This is a genomic window from Clostridium sp. DFI.1.208, assembly GCF_024463855.1.
In the GTDB taxonomy this organism is placed as follows: domain Bacteria; phylum Bacillota_I; class Bacilli_A; order Erysipelotrichales; family Erysipelotrichaceae; genus Clostridium_AQ.
The window spans coordinates 31,947-51,058 of record NZ_JANGCA010000019.1 but is presented as its reverse complement, the minus strand read 5'-3'; the positions used below and the strand labels follow the sequence as shown (position 1 = coordinate 51,058).

Below are 19,112 nucleotides of genomic sequence, written 5' to 3'. Positions count from 1 at the left end.
GCTTACTTTTCATGCGTCTGTAAGGATGCCATAATCAAATCCAGCATTTCCTCAATAACCTTATCCCGGTATGCCAAAGACGGCTGCTCGATGAGGATACGCTCCAATAGACCATATACACAGCACCAGATACTTTGTGCACGCAGCTCCACCTGCTCTACACGGAACTCTCCACAGGCGACACCTTCCTCCAGACAGGTACACAGCATAGCGATACTTTTTCGATGCTGTCGCAGATTCTCCTGCAAAATCGCTGTTTGCTTTTGTACAGCAGGAAGCTTGCTTTGCAGGATGACCTGATAAAGCAAAGGATCCTCCAGCATACCGCAAATATAACCATACAGGGTAGCACGCAGCTGGGCTGCCGGCGTTTTTTCAGAGGCCATGGTCTGCTGTATAATACGCAGGATATTGTAATAGCCCTCCTGTACAACCGCAAGCATCAGCTCCTCCTTGCTGGAAAAATAATGATAGATGATACCGGGGGTCTGCTGCAGCATCGCCGCAATCTTACGAATGCTCAAAGCCTCCAGTCCCTGTGTCTCCATAATTTCTCTCGCCGCACGCAATATAAGCGCTCTGCGTGCCGCGATCTGTTCCTCATCCTTTACGCGCATGCTTCTCCTCCTTTGCATAAAAGCAGGTATGCCGGTCTGCTTTGATTTTCTTCTGCTGCTTGTGAATCGTATGATTCATCTTCAAACACAGCAGACGGGCGACAAAGCCTGGAATCTTCATTTCCGCCTGCCTTGAAAGCAAGCTGTCAACTGCTGTTTTATGCTGTATACAGGCAATCATCTTCTGCAGGCAGTGCTCTACCTGTACCGCATTGGGAAGACGCTTCAAGGAAACTCCGTCAATGATTGCCCCTCCTCCAATCAGTAAGCCGCCCATCCAGCGCAGCTGCATAGCCCTTGCAAACAGCTCGATATTGCCGATACAGCAGTGGTGCGTATGAGCGTATGGCATACCGCCCTGTGCGATTGCATATACATATTTGTTCTTCTCCATACCTGTCTGCTGCAGCTTAACCAGTATCCTGAGCGCATCCCCCGGGATAGCGTTCACATAACAGGGAGCGATACAAATCCATGTCTCTGCCAGCCTTGCAGTTTCCAGAAAGCTATCCCATGCAGACTCAATATCTAAACAGTTCCACACCTGTGTCTGCTCACCGAGCTGCTCCTGCAACAGTCTGCCCAGCAGGGCACTGGTACCAAGCCTGCGCGGACTCAGATTCAAAATCATTGCGGACATACAACTGCCTCCCCACCGATATACTGTACACGCATACGCGTTCCGGCAGTAATACGGTGTACCTCATCCAGCCATTTCTCAAACAATGCCAGCTCTTGCGGCGTCGCTTCTCCATATAGAAGAAATTCGATTTCGCGAAGCGGGATTTTCCACCCTTTTTTGGAAAGCTCCTTGTTTTTCACTGTATACTCCGAATAGCCAAGCACCGCCATGCGATCAAGAATGCACTTGCATATCGGACTGCAGCACCCAAAGCTCTGTCGGCATATGAAAACCAGCTTTTCACATTGCGCAATCTTGGGATACAGCATTTGCATATCATCCGCTACAGCACACGCACCATATCGATTTCTGTCCCTTTCGCAGGCTCCGCAACCCATACAGCCCTGCAGCTTCAGCTCCCTGACATCCACCGTCTGTATTCCTGGTTCATCGCAAAACACATGCTCTGTATCGTTCAATCGTAATGTTCTCACTGCAATCACCTCTCTATAAATTAAACACTGTTTAATTTATATTCATCTTATCGTATCCCACTCATTCTGTCAAGGCGGTTTGAAACAAATTTACTAAGCTATTCCTCTATCACTTCTGTTTCGATATTGAAAAACTGCTATGCTGTACCATAACAGCTGCCTGCAAGGCCTGCAGTGCAGCACGATAAAAACGGCAAACAAAAGCTCATATGCAAGAGATTCGTGCTGTAAAAGCAGAAACAGAAAAAAAGGATTCGGAGCCCTAGAAAGATGAACCAAATCCTCTTCATGATATTTTTGATGACCTCCAATCAGAAAGAAGTCATTTACAGCCTTTTATTACAAAATTTATCTCAGACACCGGTTGATTCCTACCGTGTTTGCAGCCTATACCAAAAGCGATTACATAGACAGCAAAATGCTGGTGACATAAGAGCCAAGAATGGCCACACTTGCCAGCAGAACCAGAGCACGATGCTTTTTTCCATATATAACTGCCAGCGTACAAACCATGGAAAACGCACCGAAGCCCAGCAGATTCATAACCTGCGGTTCATTGACATAGATGCTTCCCTGTGTAAACAGCACGTCCGCAAAGCAGAGGATGATAAAATTGAACAGATTGCTGCCGACAATGTTCCCAAAGGATGCATTGAAATTTCCAATACGCACCAGATTGACCGAAGCACTCAGCTCCGGCAGTGAGGTAGCCACGCCCAAGAAAATTGCCCCGGCTACCGTAGCCCCCAGCTGCAGCTCCTCGGCCAGACGGTCGGTTACCGTTGTCAGCAGGATACTTACCATTACCAGTCCAACACTGTAACAGATAAAACGAATAGCAATCTGCTTCACGCTCAACGAGATATAGACTTCCTCCTCTACATCACCGCTGTCATCATTCCCCATGAACTTCACATTCACCGCATACACGACCAGAATCAGAACAGACATCAGATTGACCTTCAGAAAGCTGAATCCAACCTCCTTTGGCATCATGATTGCCACAAAAACAAGAGCATACATGACCAGCCCGAACCACAGCGTCTTGCTGTGTGACTTTGACAGCGTAGCGCTTTGATAGCGGCGGGATGTAAACAGCATCAGTCCGCCAATCACACAGAGGTTGAAGATATTGCTTCCCAACACATTTCCCTGTACCAGATCCGGCTGATCCAGAGCCAGTACAGCTGTCAGAGAAGTAAATAATTCAGGCAGAGAGGTCACAGCCGCAAGCATGACACCTCCTATAAACGCACCGGACAGATTTGTTTTCTTATCCAGACAATCAACGTAATACGACAGACGTACTGACAAAAACACCACCAGTGCCGCCAATACGATATATTCAAGATACAGCATACCATTTTCCTTTCTTTTTTCAATAGCTCCGCTTTCTTCTCATAAAGCAGTCGCTCTTTCTCTATTCATTCCCAGAAACCGCCCTGACAAAACGACGCATGCATTCCTCTATCAGAGAACGCGGTGCAGCCATATTGATACGCTCAAAGCCCTTTCCTTGCTCACCAAACAGATAGCCCTCATCCAGAATCAGAGACTGCTCGAGCATCCGCTTCTCCAGCTGCAGTTCATCGGGGCAATACGCACGCACATCCACCCACAGCAGGTAGGTTCCCTCGCAGGGGGAAATCACAGCCTGCGGCAGCTCTTTTTCCAGATAGTCACATGCATAGCGGATATTCTGATCGATATAGGAATTCACCTGATTCAGCCAGTCTTCACTTTCATTATATGCCGCCTTCGTTGCGGCTAATGCAAAGGAATTACAGCTGTTCAGGGATAACCGGTTGCCAACAAACTCCTTCCAGCGCTGCTGGTACTCCGGCTTCGTAATGATGATATTGCTGTTTTGCAGACCTGCCAGATTAAAGCTCTTGCTGGGGGCCGTGCAGACAATGATTTCATCCTTATACTCCGGCACTAGCGTATGCAGTGGGATGTGACGCTTTTCCTCCCGTATCAAATCACAGTGAATTTCATCACTGATGATCCATTTTCCATAGGTATGCGCAAGTGCTGCCACCCGCTGTAGCTCTTCGCTTGTCCATACCCTGCCTACCGGATTATGCGGGGAGCATACAATCATTCCCTTCACCTCATCCGCAGACAGCTTCTTCTCTAAATCCGCAAAATCAATGGTGTAGACACCGTTTGTATTGCGCAAAGGGCTTTCCACAACACAGCGCTTGGTAGCCAGTATCTTATTGCGAAACGGATAATATACCGGCGGCTGAATCAATATGCTGTCACCCTCCTCACTCAGAATTTCCAGAAGATAGGCAATAGCCGGAACTACACCTCCTGCATAAAAGATGGAGTCTGCCGCAATCGTCCAATGGAAACGGCGTTGAAACCATCCGGTCACACTGTTTTTATACGCAGCATCAAACCCGCAGGAGTATCCGTAAATCTGTTCCTCCACACGACGATGCAATGCCTCCTGTATTTCCCTGCTGCATGGAAAATCCATGTCTGCCACCCAGAGCGGCAGCACCGCTTGTTCATCACTGCAGGCAAAGGGTTTATCCCATTTGATACATCCGGTTCCCGTTCTTGACAGCACCGTATCGAAATCATATTTCATATGTACCTCCCAAACCAGTTTTGTTTCTATACTCTCATACTGCATTATTATATCGTGTTTAAAAGCCCTTGAACAGAGAAAATGAAGTGTATTTTCCCTCTTTTTGTAGCAGCAGCTGCATTGGACGCAGATGCATATGAAAAGAAAGGCAGAACTGATAACCAGATTTACTGTCCATCGTTCTCATCCTGCCATATACCGCAATGCAGAGCATCCTATATGTTGGGTGCAGATTCCCTCGCCTTGTGTATAGTGATTGAGCAAGTCATACACACGTACAGCCTGTATGCAATCCAGTAAAGGCATCCGCATGTACGGCGATTATATGTCAGGCATAGAAAGCTTTTGACTATGCACAAGCATCGTGTACATACATGCTGCAAAAAAAAGACTTCCATCACACTGCCATGCATGTGTGAATGGAAATCCTTTTCAATATCGTATGAAAAACAACAGCTATTTAATAACGGAATTCTTCTCGGAACAGCTCATCTATGGATTTTCCTGTTTCCTGACGAACATCCTCAACCTCTCTGTTCAATACGATCTGACCGTTTTTGATAAAGACAACCGTACTGAAGATACGTTCGATATCCGCAATCAGATGCGTTGCGATAAGAATCGTCTGATCCGGAGAATAATTTTCCAGAATCGTATCCAGAATCACTTCTCTTGCGGCCGGATCCACTCCGCCAATTGGCTCATCCAGTACGATGATTTTTGCCTTGCGGCTCATCACCAGTGCCAGCTGAAACTTTTCCTTTGTCCCCTTCGACATCGTCTTGATGCGCATTCCTTCATCAATTTGAAAACGGCGCATGATAGTCAGACACTTATCCAGATCAAAATCCGCATACATATCAACAAAAATTGCCAGTGCGTCCTTCACCTTCATCCAGTCTGAGAAATAAGGCTCATCTGGCAGAAAGGAGACCATCGCCTTTGTCTCTGCCCCGATGCTCTTTCCATCGATTTTCACGACACCGTCATAATCCTTCAACAGCCCGGTCATAATCTTTAAAAGCGTTGTCTTTCCACTTCCGTTAGGACCAAGCAGACCGATGATCTGCCCTCCCTCAAAAACCATATCCACATTATGCAGGGCCTGCTTTTTCCCATAGGCTTTGCTAAGCCCGCATATTTCAATCAGCTTTTCCATTGTGCAACCTCTCTTCCACTGTAGCGATGATGGCTTCATCATCACATCCGTACTGACGGATTTCCTCAATAAACATATCTGTTTTCTTACAGATGACATCTTCCTTTAATTTTTGAATCATTTCTGTATCATTGCAGATAAATCTGCCAGTCGTGCGTTCACTCGCCACAAGATGACTGCGCTCCAGTTCACTCAGCGCGCGCTGTACCGTATTTGGATTGACGCCAAATTCCACAGCCAGTTCACGAACAGACGGAATTTTCTGAGAAGGCTGATAGACGTCTGTAACGATCCATCGCTTTATTTCATCCATAATCTGCAGATAAATCGGCATATTAGAATCAAAATTCATGCAGGTTCACTTCCTTCCTAATACTCTCCGTTTTTCATTCGCTTCACTGTTTGCAGTACCGCTATGATAATGATTCCCAGCAGCACTGCCCCTACGATATAGATTGGCCATCCGATTCTGAAATAATCCAGCAGCAGATATCCGGTAAATACATACCAGAATGAGAACAGCAGAATGATCAGAATAATCAGTGCCCTCTCTTTCAGGTCGTTCATCATTCAATTTCCAGTTTATGATCCAGGATATATTTGCTTCCAAAGAAGAACAGGCTGAGAAGCAGTAAAGATTTTACAATCATAATGCCCACACCTGCCATGAACTGGTATTCCACCTGCAATCCCATGAACAGCCGCATAATCGTGCCGGTAAAATCATCGGAGGCAAGATGGAACGGAGCAAGTAATACCTGATCAAACACAAAGCTGATAATCCATGAAATCAGAATAAACAGCAGAATGCCAACAGCTGTACGATACCGCGGTACATAGGTTGTATGCGTTAGGTTCATAACCAGATAAATCAAAGCAACAGATTCTGCCGTAGCGACAATCATATAGAACAGATACAGCAGGGAATCTACCGCAATCACGGTACTGAAGAATTCCTGCAGTGCCTCTGCAATCGCAGCAAAATCAAAGCCTGTGACACGCAGTCCGATAATCAGCATGGACAGAAACAGGACAAATACGGAAACAAGAATCCAGAATACCGCACTTATAATTTTTGTCAGCAGCAGCTGTGTGCTTGTGACCGGTAGCGTATGTGTCAGATACGAATTCCTGGAAAACATGGAATTACTGTAATTTTTAATAACGACAACAACACACATGATAAACATAACCACACTCATAATCGTATAGATGACGGCTGCGATGTTGGTAATCATTCCCGTACTCCTCGGATTTATCAGCAGTGCCGCCACCATGACAATGGCATACAAAACAAGAAAGCTTCGGTATGAGCATTTCAGCTCATGCTTGCATAATTTCCAAAACATAAAATTCCTCCCTCGTAAATGGTTCATGTATTACTGTATTAACCATCTAATACAATAGTACATGAAGGAGAAAGCATTGTCAAGCAATTCTAAAAAATATCAATAAACTATAAAACCGTATGGTATTTTATTGGACAAAGAATGGCATAGAAGCCAGCACCTTGCGCAATGTATGTATATATTTTATATCAGGAAAAGATTCAACTCCTATAGGTATTTATATGCTGTATCCCTGCAAATATAAGAAAACAGTTTAGGCTATACAGACGCTTGTGTGTTTGGATTACCTGAAAAAAATAGAAAGGAGCAGGCACATCGCTTTATATAGGCTTTTCCTTCTGCCCTTCATCATGCAGTATTCTTCCCGTTTTGAAGCAGGAATTGCAGAAGGATACCTGTGACTTTTCTTCCTGTATAAAGATGTACAATCCGGCAAATCAAATCGCCAGCAAGCGATAAAAAAATGTCCTAGCGGACATGTTAACTGACGAATGCGAAAACACTGCCAATATTGTATAATAGAATCATATGATTGGTGGTGTTTTTTTTGGCTTCTGAAATGATGATGAAAAAGCTCGGGTTGCTTTGTGCTGATGACTTTGTTGATCTTGATAAAAATATTATCCAAAACATCTTTACAAATCATTTTCAAGAGTTACTTGAAGACCCTGAAATCATTCAAAAACCTCTTCGTTCTTGTGTCTTCTCCAATGTAGAACGTATGGTCAAATGCAGAACGCCTGAGGCTGGTTTTTCTCTTTTCGAATGTCCGCATTGCCATGACTTTAAGATCGTTCCTCATTCTTGTAAGTCTAAGTTTTGTAATTCTTGTGGTGTCAAATATGCTGCTCAACGTGCAGACACCATTAAATCAATTGTTCTAGATTGTCCGCATCGGCATGTTGTTCTCACGATTGCTGAAAAGCTTCGCCAGTTTTTTCAATACGACAGAAAGCTGCTGAATCTTTTGTTTTCTGCCGCTGCGGATACTCTCAATCATATTTTTGATTCCTTTGGTAAGAAAGATGACCATTTTAAGCCTGCCTTCATCATCACCCTCCATACATTCGGTCGTGATCTAAAATGGAATCCACATGTCCACATTCTTCTTGCAGATGGCTATGTTGACGAAGCCAATGTTTTTCATCGCTTGAAATTTATTTCTTATACTGCTCTGCGCAAACGTTGGATGACTACTCTTTTATATGCCTTAAGAGATAATATTGGGGATAAATATAAATTGATGCTAAAAAAGATTACCAATATCCTTTATAAAAAGTATGATAATGGTTTTTATGTTTATGCTCCTCCCACAAAGTATAAAAATGTTGATGATACCGTTGATTATGTTGTAAGATATGTAGGTAGACCTGTAATGGCTCAATCTCGCATAACGGATTATGATCCCGTCAATAAGACAGTATCCTATTGGTATGAGCGTCATGAGGATGGTGTAAGAGTAGATATCTGCGAATCTGTCATCGATTTTATGAAGAAGCTCATTCTTCATGTTCCTGATGATCAATTTAAAATGATTCGCTATTATGGCGTATATGCTTCGGTAAAGAAAAAAGCCAGAGCACTTGTTAAAGTTATGACGCAGCGACTTTTTCGTGCTTCTCTTTTCAAAAAAAATTGGCGAGATTTTCTTATACATACTTTTCATCATGATCCCTTATTATGTAAGTGTGGACATTACATGGAATTTTTGGAATGTTATGTTCCCTAGGAGAAAAACAATGTTGATGGAAACGGAATATATTAAAATGAAATGCAAAAGGTGTGGATATGAAGAATGGGCGGAAGAAGAAATCGCAGACGAACTGGCAACCTATAATCGCAAAACAAAAAAATACGAAATACTGCTTGAATGTCCAAAATGCCATGGTGTAATGATTTGGCATAATAAAGAAAAGAAAGTTGAACAATGGGAATCAGGATTTGATCCTGAAGATTTACCCTTTTGATCATCATTTTTTATAATGTCTTCTAAGCCAAAATGTTCTTCTTAAATAACTTTTTGGCTTTTTTCTTTAGTTTTTCTTGTGAAAGAACTTTCCTATCAAACAAGAAAAAACCACTCATTTCTGAGTGGTTACATTTCGTCAAATGGTGGTCCCGGTCGGAATCGAACCAACGACACATGGATTTTCAGTCCATTGCTCTACCGACTGAGCTACGGGACCATTTGGTTGCGGGGGAAGGATTTGAACCAACGACCTCCGGGTTATGAGCCCGACGAGCTACCAGGCTGCTCTACCCCGCGATGTTTAATGAGCAATTCTTTTTTTGTTGAAGATTTAAATGGCGGAGGAACTGGGATTCGAACCCAGGCGCCAGTTTCCCGACCTACCGGTTTTCAAGACCGGACCCTTCAACCACTTGGGTATTCCTCCAGATGTTCGGTAACATAATGGTGGACCCTGTAGGACTCGAACCTACGACCCACCGGTTATGAGCCGGATGCTCTGACCAACTGAGCTAAGGGTCCAATTAGCAAAATTGGTGGCGGGGGCGAGACTCGAACTCGCGACCTTCCGGGTATGAACCGGATGCTCTAGCCAACTAAGCTACCCAGCCGTCTTTACAATTTTACAATGGTCGGGATGACAGGATTTGAACCTGCGACCCCTTGATCCCAAATCAAGTGCACTACCAAGCTGTGCTACATCCCGAAATAAATGGCGCGCCCAGCAGGAATCGAACCCACAACCTTTTGATCCGTAGTCAAACGCTCTATCCAGTTGAGCTATGGGCGCATCGTTTTTCGTTTTCTATCTTTACGCTGTTCTCATCAGCGCTCATATATAATACAACAGAAAGACCATTTATGCAAGACTTTTTTTGAATTTTTTTCGTTTTTTTTATCTTTTTTCAGGCAGATGCAAAATAGCCTTATAAATAAAGGCCTTGTGCCCTTTTCTTCGATTGTTTTCACTCCTCTTTTGCAGAATTATGCATGTGTCTCATTATATTCTTTACAAAAAATCAGTATTCTGCGAATCAGAGCAAGCGGCATTTTTTCATGCAGGGGCAGATGAATTGCCGTCTTTGTACATTTATAGGAAGCAAGCTCCTCCTGAAATGCCCGAATAGCATCATTTCCCGGATAGAAGCCAATATAGCCCTTACACTGTCCCACCTGCACCAGATACCCATGATACAGAAATGTTGGCAATCCCCAGCTGATTTTTTCCTCTGCATCCGGTACCAGCTCTCTGCATATTGCAAGTATGTCCTGTATCCTTGCACGATACTCCTCATCACATCCCTGTACATATTCCTGTATTGTCCGATCCGTAGCCTTTGCCATATATTCCTCTCCTTTACATGACCACATGTTTCCTTATATCTCTATACATCTCTATCTCTAGTATAGCACAGCATTGAAAAAAAGAGCCGCTATGTTGCGGACTCTTCAGCTTTTCTTCGATCCTTGGTTGCCTTGATGACCTTCTGACGGGAAAACTCCTCCCGCTCCTTTTCCTCAAGTGCATCCGTTATGAATTTGATATTGTGTTCAAAATCCGGAATTACGATGTTCTTCAGGGCATTGGCACGCTTCTGCGCCTTGCGGATTGCATTCGCAAGCCGATAGACACTGTTCTCCACCTCAGCCAGAATCACTGTCATTTCCTTAACCTTATAAAAACAGCGGTAAGCATAATCCAGCTTGGAATTCGCATGATCCAAGCCGTATGTCAGCTTATACTCCTGCTTATCATATTGAATCTTTGGAATCTCCACACCCATGACACTTCGATAGCTGATATGAATTCCGGTATCCACCGGCACCGCCTCCACCAGATCACTGATGACTCCCAGGGACATATTCGCCTGCTGCAAGGCATAATAAGCCTTCTGATACGTAATGGTGATCTTATCACGCAGCAGCTTAACATCATCCAGCAGCGACATCATTTCACGCGTCAGGATATTCCGTTTCCGATCCATCAATTCATAGCCCATATGAGCCAGATCATTTGATTTCTTTGTCGCAATCAGATTTCCTTTGGTTGGAAACACCTGTTTATTGGCCATAATCAGTTACCCTGAGATGCCAGTTCCTTGATGATAGGTCCACTCTTCAGACCAAAGCGTTTCACCGCACGTTCATGATCGTAGTACACTTCAAGAACCTCATTATCCACACGGTCAAGCTCCGCACGCGGCAGGACACTGAGCAAATCCCAGCCCAGATCCAGCGTTTCTTCAATACTACGGTTATCATCAAATCCCTGATTCAGGAAATGCTCCTCAAATAAGGTACCAAAGGACATATACTGCTTGTCGACATCACTCAGCTCATCCTCACCGATAACAGAAGCCAGACTTCTGGCATCCTGCACCTTCGCATAGGCTGCAAACAGCTGATTGGATACATCTGAGTGATCCTTTCTTGTAAAGCCTTCACCGATGCCATCCTTCATCAGACGTGACAAGGAAGGCAGAACACCAACCGGCGGATATACTCCCATCTGATTCAGATTACGATCCAGTACGATCTGCCCCTCGGTAATATAACCGGTAAGGTCAGGAATCGGGTGTGTGATATCATCATTGGGCATGGTCAGAATCGGAATCTGTGTTACAGACCCTCCGGCACCCTTCACAATACCTGCTCTTTCATACAGCGAAGCCAAATCAGAATACAAATATCCTGGATACCCTTTACGTCCCGGTATTTCTCCCTTACTGCTGGAGAACTCACGCAGCGCCTCACAATAGGAGGTGATATCAGTCAGAATAACCAGTACATGCATATCCTGCTCATACGCCAGATACTCCGCAGCGGTTAAGGCACAGCGCGGTGTCAGCGTACGCTCAATGATTGGGTCATTGGATAGATTGATGAACATAACAACCTTTTCCATAACACCAGCTTCCTCAAAGGAACGCTTGAAATAATCCGCAACGTCATTTTTGACCCCCATGGCCGCAAAGACGATACAGAAATTCTTGCCGTCCCCCTCCGATATCTTCGCCTGCTTAACAAGCTGAACTGCCAGCTCATTGTGCGGCATACCGGAACCGGAGAAAATCGGCAGCTTCTGTCCACGAATCAGTGTCGTTAAGGCATCGATACTGGAGATACCGGTATTGATATAGTTACGCGGATACACACGGGAAACCGGATTCAATGGCTGTCCATTGATATCCGCACTTTTCTCGGCATAGATTTCTCCCAGCCCGTCGATTGGCTGTCCGCTTCCGTTAAAGGTACGCCCCAGCATCTCGCGTGATAACGCCAGCTCCATCGGCTTCCCTGTAAATTTTGTTTTTGTGTTTTTCAGGGAGATTCCATTGGTTCCCTCAAACACCTGAATGGCAGCTTTCTTGCCCTCCAGCTGAACCACTCTTCCCAGACGTGTCGTTCCATCTCCGCATTTGATTTCCACCATCTCTTCATAGCTGGCGTTTTCCACGTTATCCAGGAAGACAAGAGGTCCGTTAATTTCACTCAATCCTACATATTGAAGACTCATGTACTTTCCTCCTTACGCAACCTGTGAGACAGCCGCATCAATCTGTCGGAAGTAATCATCCAGCAGCTCGATGTGGTCATTCGGCACATCGTATTTCATTTTGGTAACCTTGTCGAAAATACCGGAGGCCACAGCCTGACTCATCGGTTTTCCCTGTGCTACCAGATCTTTGCATTTCTTATATAAATATAGAATTACATCCATCATTTTCAGCTGCTTTTGCAGCGGTACATACGTATCATCCTTATGGAACGCATTCTGCTGCAGATATCCTACCCGGATGACCTTGCAGATTTCAATAACCAGCTTCTGATCCTCCGGCAGTACGTCGCTGCCGATCAGCTTCACGATTTCCATCAGCTTCGCTTCCTCTGCCAACAGACTCATGATTTCCTGACGGCTGCGCAGAAAGCGCATATCCACATTTTTATTGTACCATTTCGTTAAGTCCGTCACATATTCGGAATAGCTTTCCGTCCAGTTAATGGCAAAATAGTGACGCGCATAGGCAAGCTGCTTGTCCAGCGCCCAGAAGCAGCGCACAAATCGCTTGGTGTTCTGGGTGACAGGCTCGGAGAAATCAGAGCCTTGCGGGGATACGGCACCGATGATGGATACCGAACCCACCTGATCATTCAGTGTCTTCATATAGCCGGCACGCTCATAGAACTGTGAAATCCGGCTAGGCAGATATGCCGGGAAGCCTTCCTCGGCCGGCATTTCCTCCAGACGTCCACTGATTTCACGAAGCGCCTCCGCCCAGCGTGATGTGGAGTCCGCCATGATGGCAACATGATATCCCATGTCACGATAATACTCTGCCAGTGTCAAACCGGTATAAATACTCGCTTCACGTGCCGCAACCGGCATGTTGGACGTGTTGGCAATCAGCACAGTACGATCCGTCAGCGGACGATTGGATTTCGGGTCAATCAGCTCGGAAAATTCCTCCAGAACCTGCGTCATCTCATTTCCACGCTCACCACAGCCAACATAGACGATGATATCGGCATCACACCACTTCGCCAGCTGATGCTGCGTCATGGTCTTTCCGGTACCAAAGCCGCCCGGAATTGCTGCCGTACCACCCTTGGCAATCGGGAACAGGGTATCAAAAATACGCTGTCCGGTAATCAAAGGCACACTGATCGGCAGACGCTCCGCTACAGGACGTGCCGTTTTGATCGGCCATTTCTGTACCAGTGTCAGCTCGTGAAGCTTATCCTTTTCATCCTTTACCTTCAGGATGCATTGATTGATGCCGTATTTCCCGTTCTCTGCCGCTTCCACAACCGTTCCATACAGGGTTGGCGGAATCATGCAGCGATGCTCGATCAGATCTGTTTCCGGAAGCGTCGCAAAAATCTGTCCGGGAACAACCTCATCCCCTACAGAAACCTTTACGGTTACATCCCATAAGACCTCTTCATCCAGCGGTGCCACATCGCTTCCGGTCGCAATGAAGGCACCGGATTCCTTTGCAATTTCCTTTAACGGACGTTCGATACCGTCAAAGATATTACGCAGGATACCGGGCCCCAGTGTTACAGAAATCGGACTGCCCGTAGGCTCGACTGGTTCTCCCGGCTTTAATCCTGTTGTGGATTCATACACCTGAATCGTCGTTGCCTCTTTGCTGATGGAAATCACCTCTCCCATCAGACGTTTATGACCGACATATACTTTCTCCAGCATGGAGAAGTCGACTGCATTTTGGACCTTTACGACTGGACCGTTGATGGAATATATAACATTTTCACTCACATTATCACCTCAATCATACGGTTTCGTATGCAATTTATTTTATAAACAATCCGGAGTTCGTATAGAACCAGTCTTTCTGTTCATCGATGCCGGTGTCAAAGGTTTCATCTACAACGATTCCTTTTTCCTCACATTCCATGCGAAATCCTCCAAGCAGAATATCTGCATCGCATTTCCCCTCACAGGGCTTACCATACGCCTCACAAATATCCTTCAAAACAGCCTGATCTCTGTCTGCGACATAAAACACAACATGCGCATAGCCCAGCTGTGTGAGGTCGGTAGCTTTTTTCTTTAAAAGCTCTACATAATCCTTACAGATGGCAAATTCTTTCAGCTGCTGTTTTGCGGCCTTGAATACCGCATCGGTAAGCTCACGGCGTTTTTTCATAAGTCTGCGATTCGTTTCCTCATGTGCCTTGCTTAGACGAATGGCATGCTCGCTGGCCATTTCCTTCAGTTCCTGGTCTCTGGTAAGTCCAGCCTCACGTTGTGCTTCCAGCTCCAGGCCCTCCATGGATTTTTTTCGGATTTCATCTATTTCCTGTTCAATACCGGCAATCTCGATGTCGCTAACTCGTTTTATCTCTTCCTCAAAGTACTGCTCCAATTTAATTTTGTCATCTAGCATAGCAAACACCTCATAGTTTCACACCGATTGCCTCGGATACATAACGGTCAATGGTCTCTCCGATCTTTGCGGAGCCATGACGGTCGGGTATCTCAACAATCAGTGGTTTCTTTTGTTTCAGTTTTAATTCAGAAATAACCTCGGGGCAGGTTTCAATCAGCTTTGTCGTCATCAAAACGATTGCTATATCCTCCATATGCATCACACGCTCCAGCTCCTCCAGAACCTCATGACGCTCATGGACGACCACCCCTTCGATCCCTGCCAGACGCATCCCCATCTGGGTATCGATGTTATCACTGAGCAGGTAGAATTTCACGAATGATCACCACCCGTATTACAGCTTCATGAAGATAATGAAGATAGAGATCAAAAGACCGTAGATAGCAACACCTTCACCCAGGGCAACAAAGATCATGGATTTACCGAAGTTCTTCTCATTTTCAGAGAATGCTCCGATTGCGGCAGGTGCAGCGGCAGCAACGGCAATACCTGCACCCAGTGCGGAAAGTCCGGTCGCAAGTGCAGCGGCGATAAAGCCAAGACCCTGACCGATGGAGCCGGCCATTTTCATTGTGACATCATCAGCACCTGCAGCATAAGCCTTCGTTGCACTGAAGAATACTGTTCCCAATACGATAGCAAAGAAGAAGCAGACGTGCGTAATCATACGGCGTTTTGCTACAGATACACTCTTCTTTCCACGGAATACATTCACCAGTGGTAAAGAAATCAGCGCGATCAGAATAAGCGGCAATAAAAGTTCAAACATGTTTAACATGATAGTTCCTCCTTTTAATCATTCAGTGATTTAAACATAATTCCGTTCCCCGTGAAATAACGGGAGAACATTTCATAGAATTCCAGACGAAGCACCTGGATTCCGACAATCATACCCTCCAGACACATGACGAAGATATTACCGAGAATCATCACGATCCATCCGGCACCTCCGGCCATGTCCATAATCAGCATAACTGCCATCATCATACCGGCATGTGACAGGACGAAGCCGCCGACACGCAGATAGGAGATGGTATTGGTAATAAAGGACAGACAGATTTCAAACAGCTCGAAGAAGCTTTCCACAAAGAAGCCTCCAAAGCCATCCGGAAACATCTCCTTTTTCTCCATTTTTCTTTCCAGTGCCTCTTTCAGGAAAATCAGTACCAGCGGTACAAGCAGAAAGACAATGGCAAAGAGCGGATTGGTGATGACGCTGGTTTGGCTCATCAGCTGATAAGCGCCTCCTCCAACCAAAGAAATATAGAAGACAAGTCCGGCGATTCCGTTCTGGGAAAAGAACAGCTCGCCATAGTTTTTGTTTTTAATCTGCAGATACAGATTGATGCCGATGCTGATGACGATCAAAACAGCTCCCAGACCCACTGCCATGACAAGCAGTACGGGAATGAAGTTGCTGGTCATAACCTCAACCGGCTTCTCAGATAGACCAAACACAGTTTTATACAACGGATTCAGCAGCTCCTCGTTGCCGAATACAGAACCGTATACAACGCCGAAGATACTGGAGAAGATACCGATACGCATACCGATTTCCCCAAGCCGCATTCCTTTCCATTTATAAAACAGATATCCAACCAGGATCAGTACAAGACCCTGTCCCAGATCTCCAAACATGATACCGAACAGAAGAGAATACGTGAACGCTACAAAGGGCGTTGGATCGATTCCCTCATACTCGGGGGTGCCATACATTTCTACAAACATCGAGAAGGGCCTGGCAAACCACCCATTCTTTAATTTGGTCGGAGGCGAAAGTCGCTTGTCGCTATGGGCAGGCCTGACTTCGATTTCCACCTCCTTCAAATTTGAGAATGATTCCTTCAATTTTGGCACATCTTCTTCAACCACAAAACCTGTAATGGAGAATCTTTCTCCTAGACCCAGTACATATTTTCTGGCTTCAAAGGTATGGTTTATAAACTCCAGTTCCGCCTTGATGTCAGCGAAATTGTCAATGCATTCTGCCTTCAGAGCTTCAATAACTTCATTGACATGCTGCAGCTGCTTGAGATCGTTGTCGATTTCCTCCTGCAGATTCTCTTTGGCCTGAATCGGATTTCCATGGACGAATTCCGGAATACGAATACGTTCAAAGTACAGAGAGGAGAAAATATTGTCCACATCTCCCTCGTATTTCGCGGTCGTGAAATATACACACCAGCTATACGTATCATCCGTACTGAATGACTTGAATACAAACGGGCGGTTGCGGTAATACTGCAGCTTCTCGACACTGTCGATCGGCAGTCTTCCGAAACGAATCTTGATATACTTGCATTCAAACAGATCATCCAGATTCAAATCAATGCTTTCTATATTGCGGACCTGCGTCAGCGCATCGCGGTTTTCCTGGATAACAGTCTCCAGCTCGCGGCGTATTGCAGCCCCGTTTTCAAAGCGCTCGTGGATAGAATCAATATACTTGCGGATGCCTTCCAGATCATACGCACCATTTTTTACGTCCTTCACCGGAAGCGTCATATCCATGTCCTGCAGCACCTCATTGAAATGCGTCAGTACATCGGTAATCGGGTTTTCATCACTCAGCGTGGTAAGTCCGTGTACACTGTCCACAAACTTACTGGCCGGTTCCGGATGAAAGTAATCCAGTTCCACGAATTTCAAAAGTACATCGTTGAGATATTCATTATCCGCAAGGATGTTGACCAGTTTCATTTTTGAAATTGCCATGAACATTCTCCTTTCTAGTAGATCAGCATGCGCTCCATATCCTCAATGGATACATGATAACGCACACCTTCAATAATATTGATGATATTTTCCAGCTCACGCTCTGCGGTATACAGATAGCTGGAATATACCAGGGGGGCATCAAGAGAATAATAGATATTCTTCTTTGCCAATGCATACAGAAAGGAATCGGTATAGTGTTCGATATATACATAATCCTTCTCCATATCCTCAATTCCCAGACGATACGTGCTGCTTTGTAACAGCTTGATAAATGCACGCGCATTCGGCTGCGCAATCAGCTCTTCCACAAATGCGGCGGACAGATGCTCATGCACCGGTACCAGGGATTCCCGTATGACATCCTCACGGGCATTGAAGTATTTTTTGTAGCGGTAAATCTTTTCAATGTTGCTCAGCTCGATTTGTGTCGCAAAATACTGCTTGACTGCTTTTCTGCTTTTTCCCTTCAGCGTTTTGTCAATCACCTGAAAGGTATGGGTGTAATGCTGCACCTGCAGCTGTGTTTCAATCTTTGTATAGTCAATATCATTTTCCTCACCCTTTTTCACACGGTAAGGAAGCAGAATTGCATAATACATCGTATGTTTCAATACATCCAGCAGCTCATCATAGCTATGAACATTTCCCAGCCGCAGCAGATCAAAGCTGGTGTACGGCTTTAAAAAGATAGGAAATTCCGCAATGGCCGCTTCGTACTCCTGGGAAATCAGTACCCGGATTCGAGAAAGAATCAAATCGATTTCAATCTGCTGCATATGCAGCCGGTAATACGGCTTCATGGCCGCATCCGCATAGCGGTACAATTTCATGGTTTTCTTGAAAATCTCCTGTCGCAGGATACTTTCCAGCTGACCTCGGTGAATATTGTTCTCACGCACATCCTTCAGGGCAGGAGCGTAGGAGGTCTCATGCTTCAGGTAACCGGCGATTTCCGCCACGCTTTTCTTATGCAGCAGTTCCTGATACATTTCTTCACTCAGCGCTTCCCCATGCATGCTTCTGGCCTTCGCCACAATAACACCCTCTGCCATACTCATATACACATCACCTCCCAACGTGTACAGGCGAACACACGGCTACATCGCCAGCGTTCGTTTTACAATCTGTGAAACCCACTCCTCCTTATGCTCCTCATATTTTTGCTGGAGAGCATTGAGCGATTCCTCATAGACGGTTTCTTCCTGCTGCATAGCGTTTTGTAAATCCGCGTCCATCTGTTCGCGCTTCTTTGCTATACAGTCTTCTGTTTCCTTTCGATACTTTTCTCTGATTTCCATACTCTGGTCCTGTATCAGATTCTGGATATTGTGGCGTTCCTGCTGTTTCTGCTCAACACGCGCTCTTGCCTGCTTGTCGGCATCTACGATTTTACGAATGATTTCTTCCAAAAAACGACACCTCCTTTATCCTTATTATATCACCGATTTGTTTGGCCGTTCACCAAACTTCTAGAAGTATACACCTTTTTATTTTGGTGTGCAAGCAAAGAATTCACTCCTTTTTATTATGAAATCGGTTCCGCAAAACCCCTGTAAAAATTGCGGTTTTCCACCCTTTTTTCGTGTATTTTTTACCTTATGAAAAATTTGTAAACAAAGCGATACTGAAACCCCTTTTTCTGTACACAGCTGTTGCATGTTGTTTCT

The 19,112-nt window shown here is 45.2% G+C and carries 21 protein-coding genes and 7 tRNA genes; 2 read left to right on the top strand and 26 right to left on the bottom strand.

The window, feature by feature from the left end; translation table 11 throughout:
* Positions 1 to 2: 2 nt before the first annotated feature.
* The 9 genes from NE665_RS11520 to NE665_RS11480 form a co-directional block, all read right to left on the bottom strand.
* A complete protein-coding gene (locus tag NE665_RS11520; RefSeq protein ID WP_117443845.1) occupies positions 3 to 617 on the bottom strand; it encodes a TetR/AcrR family transcriptional regulator in 615 nt (204 codons plus the stop codon).
* Positions 601 to 1,257 carry a hypothetical protein gene (locus NE665_RS11515; RefSeq protein ID WP_117443871.1) on the bottom strand — a complete coding sequence of 219 codons (657 nt, stop codon included), beginning with the start codon at positions 1,255 to 1,257 and terminating at the stop codon, positions 601 to 603. Before NE665_RS11515 ends, NE665_RS11520 begins: the two co-directional genes overlap by 17 nt.
* Positions 1,245 to 1,733 (bottom strand): flavodoxin family protein, encoded by a 489-nt coding sequence (locus NE665_RS11510; protein WP_117443844.1) that lies wholly within the window; start codon positions 1,731 to 1,733, stop codon positions 1,245 to 1,247. The genes NE665_RS11515 and NE665_RS11510 overlap by 13 nt, the downstream gene beginning before the upstream one ends.
* A gap of 402 nt (positions 1,734 to 2,135) precedes the next feature.
* Positions 2,136 to 3,092, bottom strand: a complete 957-nt coding sequence (locus tag NE665_RS11505; RefSeq protein WP_117443843.1) for a sodium:calcium antiporter — start codon at positions 3,090 to 3,092, stop codon at positions 2,136 to 2,138.
* 61 nt (positions 3,093 to 3,153) lie between these two features.
* Complete coding sequence (locus tag NE665_RS11500) at positions 3,154 to 4,335, bottom strand: MalY/PatB family protein (RefSeq protein WP_118654748.1); 1,182 nt, start codon at positions 4,333 to 4,335, stop codon at positions 3,154 to 3,156.
* Positions 4,336 to 4,795: 460 nt separating this feature from the next.
* Positions 4,796 to 5,494, bottom strand: coding sequence for an ABC transporter ATP-binding protein (locus NE665_RS11495; RefSeq protein WP_117443841.1), 699 nt, complete (start codon positions 5,492 to 5,494; stop codon positions 4,796 to 4,798).
* The gene (locus NE665_RS11490) at positions 5,478 to 5,846 is read right to left on the bottom strand and encodes a GntR family transcriptional regulator (protein ID WP_117443840.1); all 369 of its coding nucleotides are present in this window, start codon (positions 5,844 to 5,846) and stop codon (positions 5,478 to 5,480) included. Before NE665_RS11490 ends, NE665_RS11495 begins: the two co-directional genes overlap by 17 nt.
* A gap of 17 nt (positions 5,847 to 5,863) precedes the next feature.
* Positions 5,864 to 6,061 (bottom strand): hypothetical protein, encoded by a 198-nt coding sequence (locus NE665_RS11485; RefSeq protein ID WP_117443839.1) that lies wholly within the window; start codon positions 6,059 to 6,061, stop codon positions 5,864 to 5,866.
* The gene (locus NE665_RS11480; RefSeq protein WP_117443838.1) at positions 6,061 to 6,843 is read right to left on the bottom strand and encodes a hypothetical protein; all 783 of its coding nucleotides are present in this window, start codon (positions 6,841 to 6,843) and stop codon (positions 6,061 to 6,063) included. The genes NE665_RS11485 and NE665_RS11480 overlap by 1 nt, the downstream gene beginning before the upstream one ends.
* A gap of 547 nt (positions 6,844 to 7,390) precedes the next feature.
* On the opposite strand from NE665_RS11480, the gene NE665_RS11475 reads away from it, so the two are divergent.
* Entirely contained in the window at positions 7,391 to 8,572 is a 1,182-nt protein-coding gene (locus tag NE665_RS11475; protein ID WP_117443837.1) for a transposase, read from the top strand.
* 10 nt (positions 8,573 to 8,582) lie between these two features.
* Entirely contained in the window at positions 8,583 to 8,810 is a 228-nt protein-coding gene (locus tag NE665_RS11470; RefSeq protein WP_117443836.1) for a hypothetical protein, read from the top strand.
* A 143-nt stretch (positions 8,811 to 8,953) separates the two neighbouring features.
* On the opposite strand, the gene NE665_RS11465 is transcribed toward NE665_RS11470, so the two are convergent.
* The 17 genes from NE665_RS11465 to NE665_RS11385 all read right to left on the bottom strand — a co-directional run bounded on the left by NE665_RS11465 (position 8,954) and on the right by NE665_RS11385 (position 18,854).
* Positions 8,954 to 9,029, bottom strand: a tRNA-Phe gene (locus tag NE665_RS11465).
* 3 nt (positions 9,030 to 9,032) lie between these two features.
* Positions 9,033 to 9,109: transfer RNA gene (locus NE665_RS11460), tRNA-Met, on the bottom strand.
* Between the two features lie 39 nt (positions 9,110 to 9,148).
* Positions 9,149 to 9,239: transfer RNA gene (locus NE665_RS11455), tRNA-Ser, on the bottom strand.
* Between the two features lie 18 nt (positions 9,240 to 9,257).
* A tRNA-Ile gene (locus NE665_RS11450) sits at positions 9,258 to 9,334 on the bottom strand.
* A gap of 12 nt (positions 9,335 to 9,346) precedes the next feature.
* A tRNA-Met gene (locus tag NE665_RS11445) sits at positions 9,347 to 9,423 on the bottom strand.
* A gap of 18 nt (positions 9,424 to 9,441) precedes the next feature.
* Positions 9,442 to 9,518, bottom strand: a tRNA-Pro gene (locus NE665_RS11440).
* Positions 9,519 to 9,525: 7 nt separating this feature from the next.
* A tRNA-Arg gene (locus NE665_RS11435) sits at positions 9,526 to 9,602 on the bottom strand.
* 194 nt (positions 9,603 to 9,796) lie between these two features.
* Positions 9,797 to 10,156: a DUF1801 domain-containing protein gene (locus tag NE665_RS11430; protein WP_117443835.1), complete on the bottom strand. Its 360-nt coding sequence runs from the start codon at positions 10,154 to 10,156 to the stop codon at positions 9,797 to 9,799.
* Positions 10,157 to 10,245: 89 nt separating this feature from the next.
* The gene (locus NE665_RS11425) at positions 10,246 to 10,884 is read right to left on the bottom strand and encodes a V-type ATP synthase subunit D (protein WP_044907915.1); all 639 of its coding nucleotides are present in this window, start codon (positions 10,882 to 10,884) and stop codon (positions 10,246 to 10,248) included.
* 2 nt (positions 10,885 to 10,886) lie between these two features.
* Positions 10,887 to 12,329 carry a V-type ATP synthase subunit B gene (locus NE665_RS11420; RefSeq protein ID WP_009272470.1) on the bottom strand — a complete coding sequence of 481 codons (1,443 nt, stop codon included), beginning with the start codon at positions 12,327 to 12,329 and terminating at the stop codon, positions 10,887 to 10,889.
* Positions 12,330 to 12,341: 12 nt separating this feature from the next.
* Positions 12,342 to 14,093: a V-type ATP synthase subunit A gene (locus NE665_RS11415; RefSeq protein WP_117443834.1), complete on the bottom strand. Its 1,752-nt coding sequence runs from the start codon at positions 14,091 to 14,093 to the stop codon at positions 12,342 to 12,344.
* A 34-nt stretch (positions 14,094 to 14,127) separates the two neighbouring features.
* Positions 14,128 to 14,724 (bottom strand): V-type ATP synthase subunit E family protein, encoded by a 597-nt coding sequence (locus NE665_RS11410; RefSeq protein ID WP_117443833.1) that lies wholly within the window; start codon positions 14,722 to 14,724, stop codon positions 14,128 to 14,130.
* 10 nt (positions 14,725 to 14,734) lie between these two features.
* Positions 14,735 to 15,043, bottom strand: a complete 309-nt coding sequence (locus tag NE665_RS11405; protein ID WP_008817718.1) for a V-type ATP synthase subunit F — start codon at positions 15,041 to 15,043, stop codon at positions 14,735 to 14,737.
* A gap of 18 nt (positions 15,044 to 15,061) precedes the next feature.
* Positions 15,062 to 15,505, bottom strand: a complete 444-nt coding sequence (locus tag NE665_RS11400; protein ID WP_002609959.1) for an ATP synthase subunit C — start codon at positions 15,503 to 15,505, stop codon at positions 15,062 to 15,064.
* A gap of 14 nt (positions 15,506 to 15,519) precedes the next feature.
* Positions 15,520 to 17,442, bottom strand: a complete 1,923-nt coding sequence (locus tag NE665_RS11395; protein ID WP_117443832.1) for a V-type ATPase 116kDa subunit family protein — start codon at positions 17,440 to 17,442, stop codon at positions 15,520 to 15,522.
* A 14-nt stretch (positions 17,443 to 17,456) separates the two neighbouring features.
* The gene (locus tag NE665_RS11390; protein ID WP_117443831.1) at positions 17,457 to 18,503 is read right to left on the bottom strand and encodes a V-type ATPase subunit; all 1,047 of its coding nucleotides are present in this window, start codon (positions 18,501 to 18,503) and stop codon (positions 17,457 to 17,459) included.
* A gap of 39 nt (positions 18,504 to 18,542) precedes the next feature.
* Positions 18,543 to 18,854: a stress protein gene (locus NE665_RS11385; protein ID WP_117443830.1), complete on the bottom strand. Its 312-nt coding sequence runs from the start codon at positions 18,852 to 18,854 to the stop codon at positions 18,543 to 18,545.
* Positions 18,855 to 19,112: the final 258 nt, after the last annotated feature.

Excerpts from the sequence above, each read along its gene's own strand:
- NE665_RS11430 (WP_117443835.1), bottom strand. The coding sequence starts at position 10,156 with ATGGCAAAGGCTACGGATCGGACAATACAGGAATATGTACAGGGATGT.
- NE665_RS11400 (WP_002609959.1), bottom strand. The coding sequence starts at position 15,505 with ATGTTAAACATGTTTGAACTTTTATTGCCGCTTATTCTGATCGCGCTG.
- NE665_RS11495 (WP_117443841.1), bottom strand. The coding sequence starts at position 5,494 with ATGGAAAAGCTGATTGAAATATGCGGGCTTAGCAAAGCCTATGGGAAA.
- NE665_RS11480 (WP_117443838.1), bottom strand. The coding sequence starts at position 6,843 with ATGTTTTGGAAATTATGCAAGCATGAGCTGAAATGCTCATACCGAAGC.
- NE665_RS11390 (WP_117443831.1), bottom strand. The coding sequence starts at position 18,503 with ATGAGTATGGCAGAGGGTGTTATTGTGGCGAAGGCCAGAAGCATGCAT.
- NE665_RS11500 (WP_118654748.1), bottom strand. The coding sequence starts at position 4,335 with ATGAAATATGATTTCGATACGGTGCTGTCAAGAACGGGAACCGGATGT.
- NE665_RS11515 (WP_117443871.1), bottom strand. The coding sequence starts at position 1,257 with ATGTCCGCAATGATTTTGAATCTGAGTCCGCGCAGGCTTGGTACCAGT.
- NE665_RS11410 (WP_117443833.1), bottom strand. The coding sequence starts at position 14,724 with ATGCTAGATGACAAAATTAAATTGGAGCAGTACTTTGAGGAAGAGATA.
- NE665_RS11470 (WP_117443836.1), top strand. The coding sequence starts at position 8,583 with ATGTTGATGGAAACGGAATATATTAAAATGAAATGCAAAAGGTGTGGA.
- NE665_RS11420 (WP_009272470.1), bottom strand. The coding sequence starts at position 12,329 with ATGAGTCTTCAATATGTAGGATTGAGTGAAATTAACGGACCTCTTGTC.
- NE665_RS11425 (WP_044907915.1), bottom strand. The coding sequence starts at position 10,884 with ATGGCCAATAAACAGGTGTTTCCAACCAAAGGAAATCTGATTGCGACA.
- NE665_RS11520 (WP_117443845.1), bottom strand. The coding sequence starts at position 617 with ATGCGCGTAAAGGATGAGGAACAGATCGCGGCACGCAGAGCGCTTATA.
- NE665_RS11490 (WP_117443840.1), bottom strand. The coding sequence starts at position 5,846 with ATGAATTTTGATTCTAATATGCCGATTTATCTGCAGATTATGGATGAA.
- NE665_RS11395 (WP_117443832.1), bottom strand. The coding sequence starts at position 17,442 with ATGGCAATTTCAAAAATGAAACTGGTCAACATCCTTGCGGATAATGAA.
- NE665_RS11505 (WP_117443843.1), bottom strand. The coding sequence starts at position 3,092 with ATGCTGTATCTTGAATATATCGTATTGGCGGCACTGGTGGTGTTTTTG.
- NE665_RS11485 (WP_117443839.1), bottom strand. The coding sequence starts at position 6,061 with ATGAACGACCTGAAAGAGAGGGCACTGATTATTCTGATCATTCTGCTG.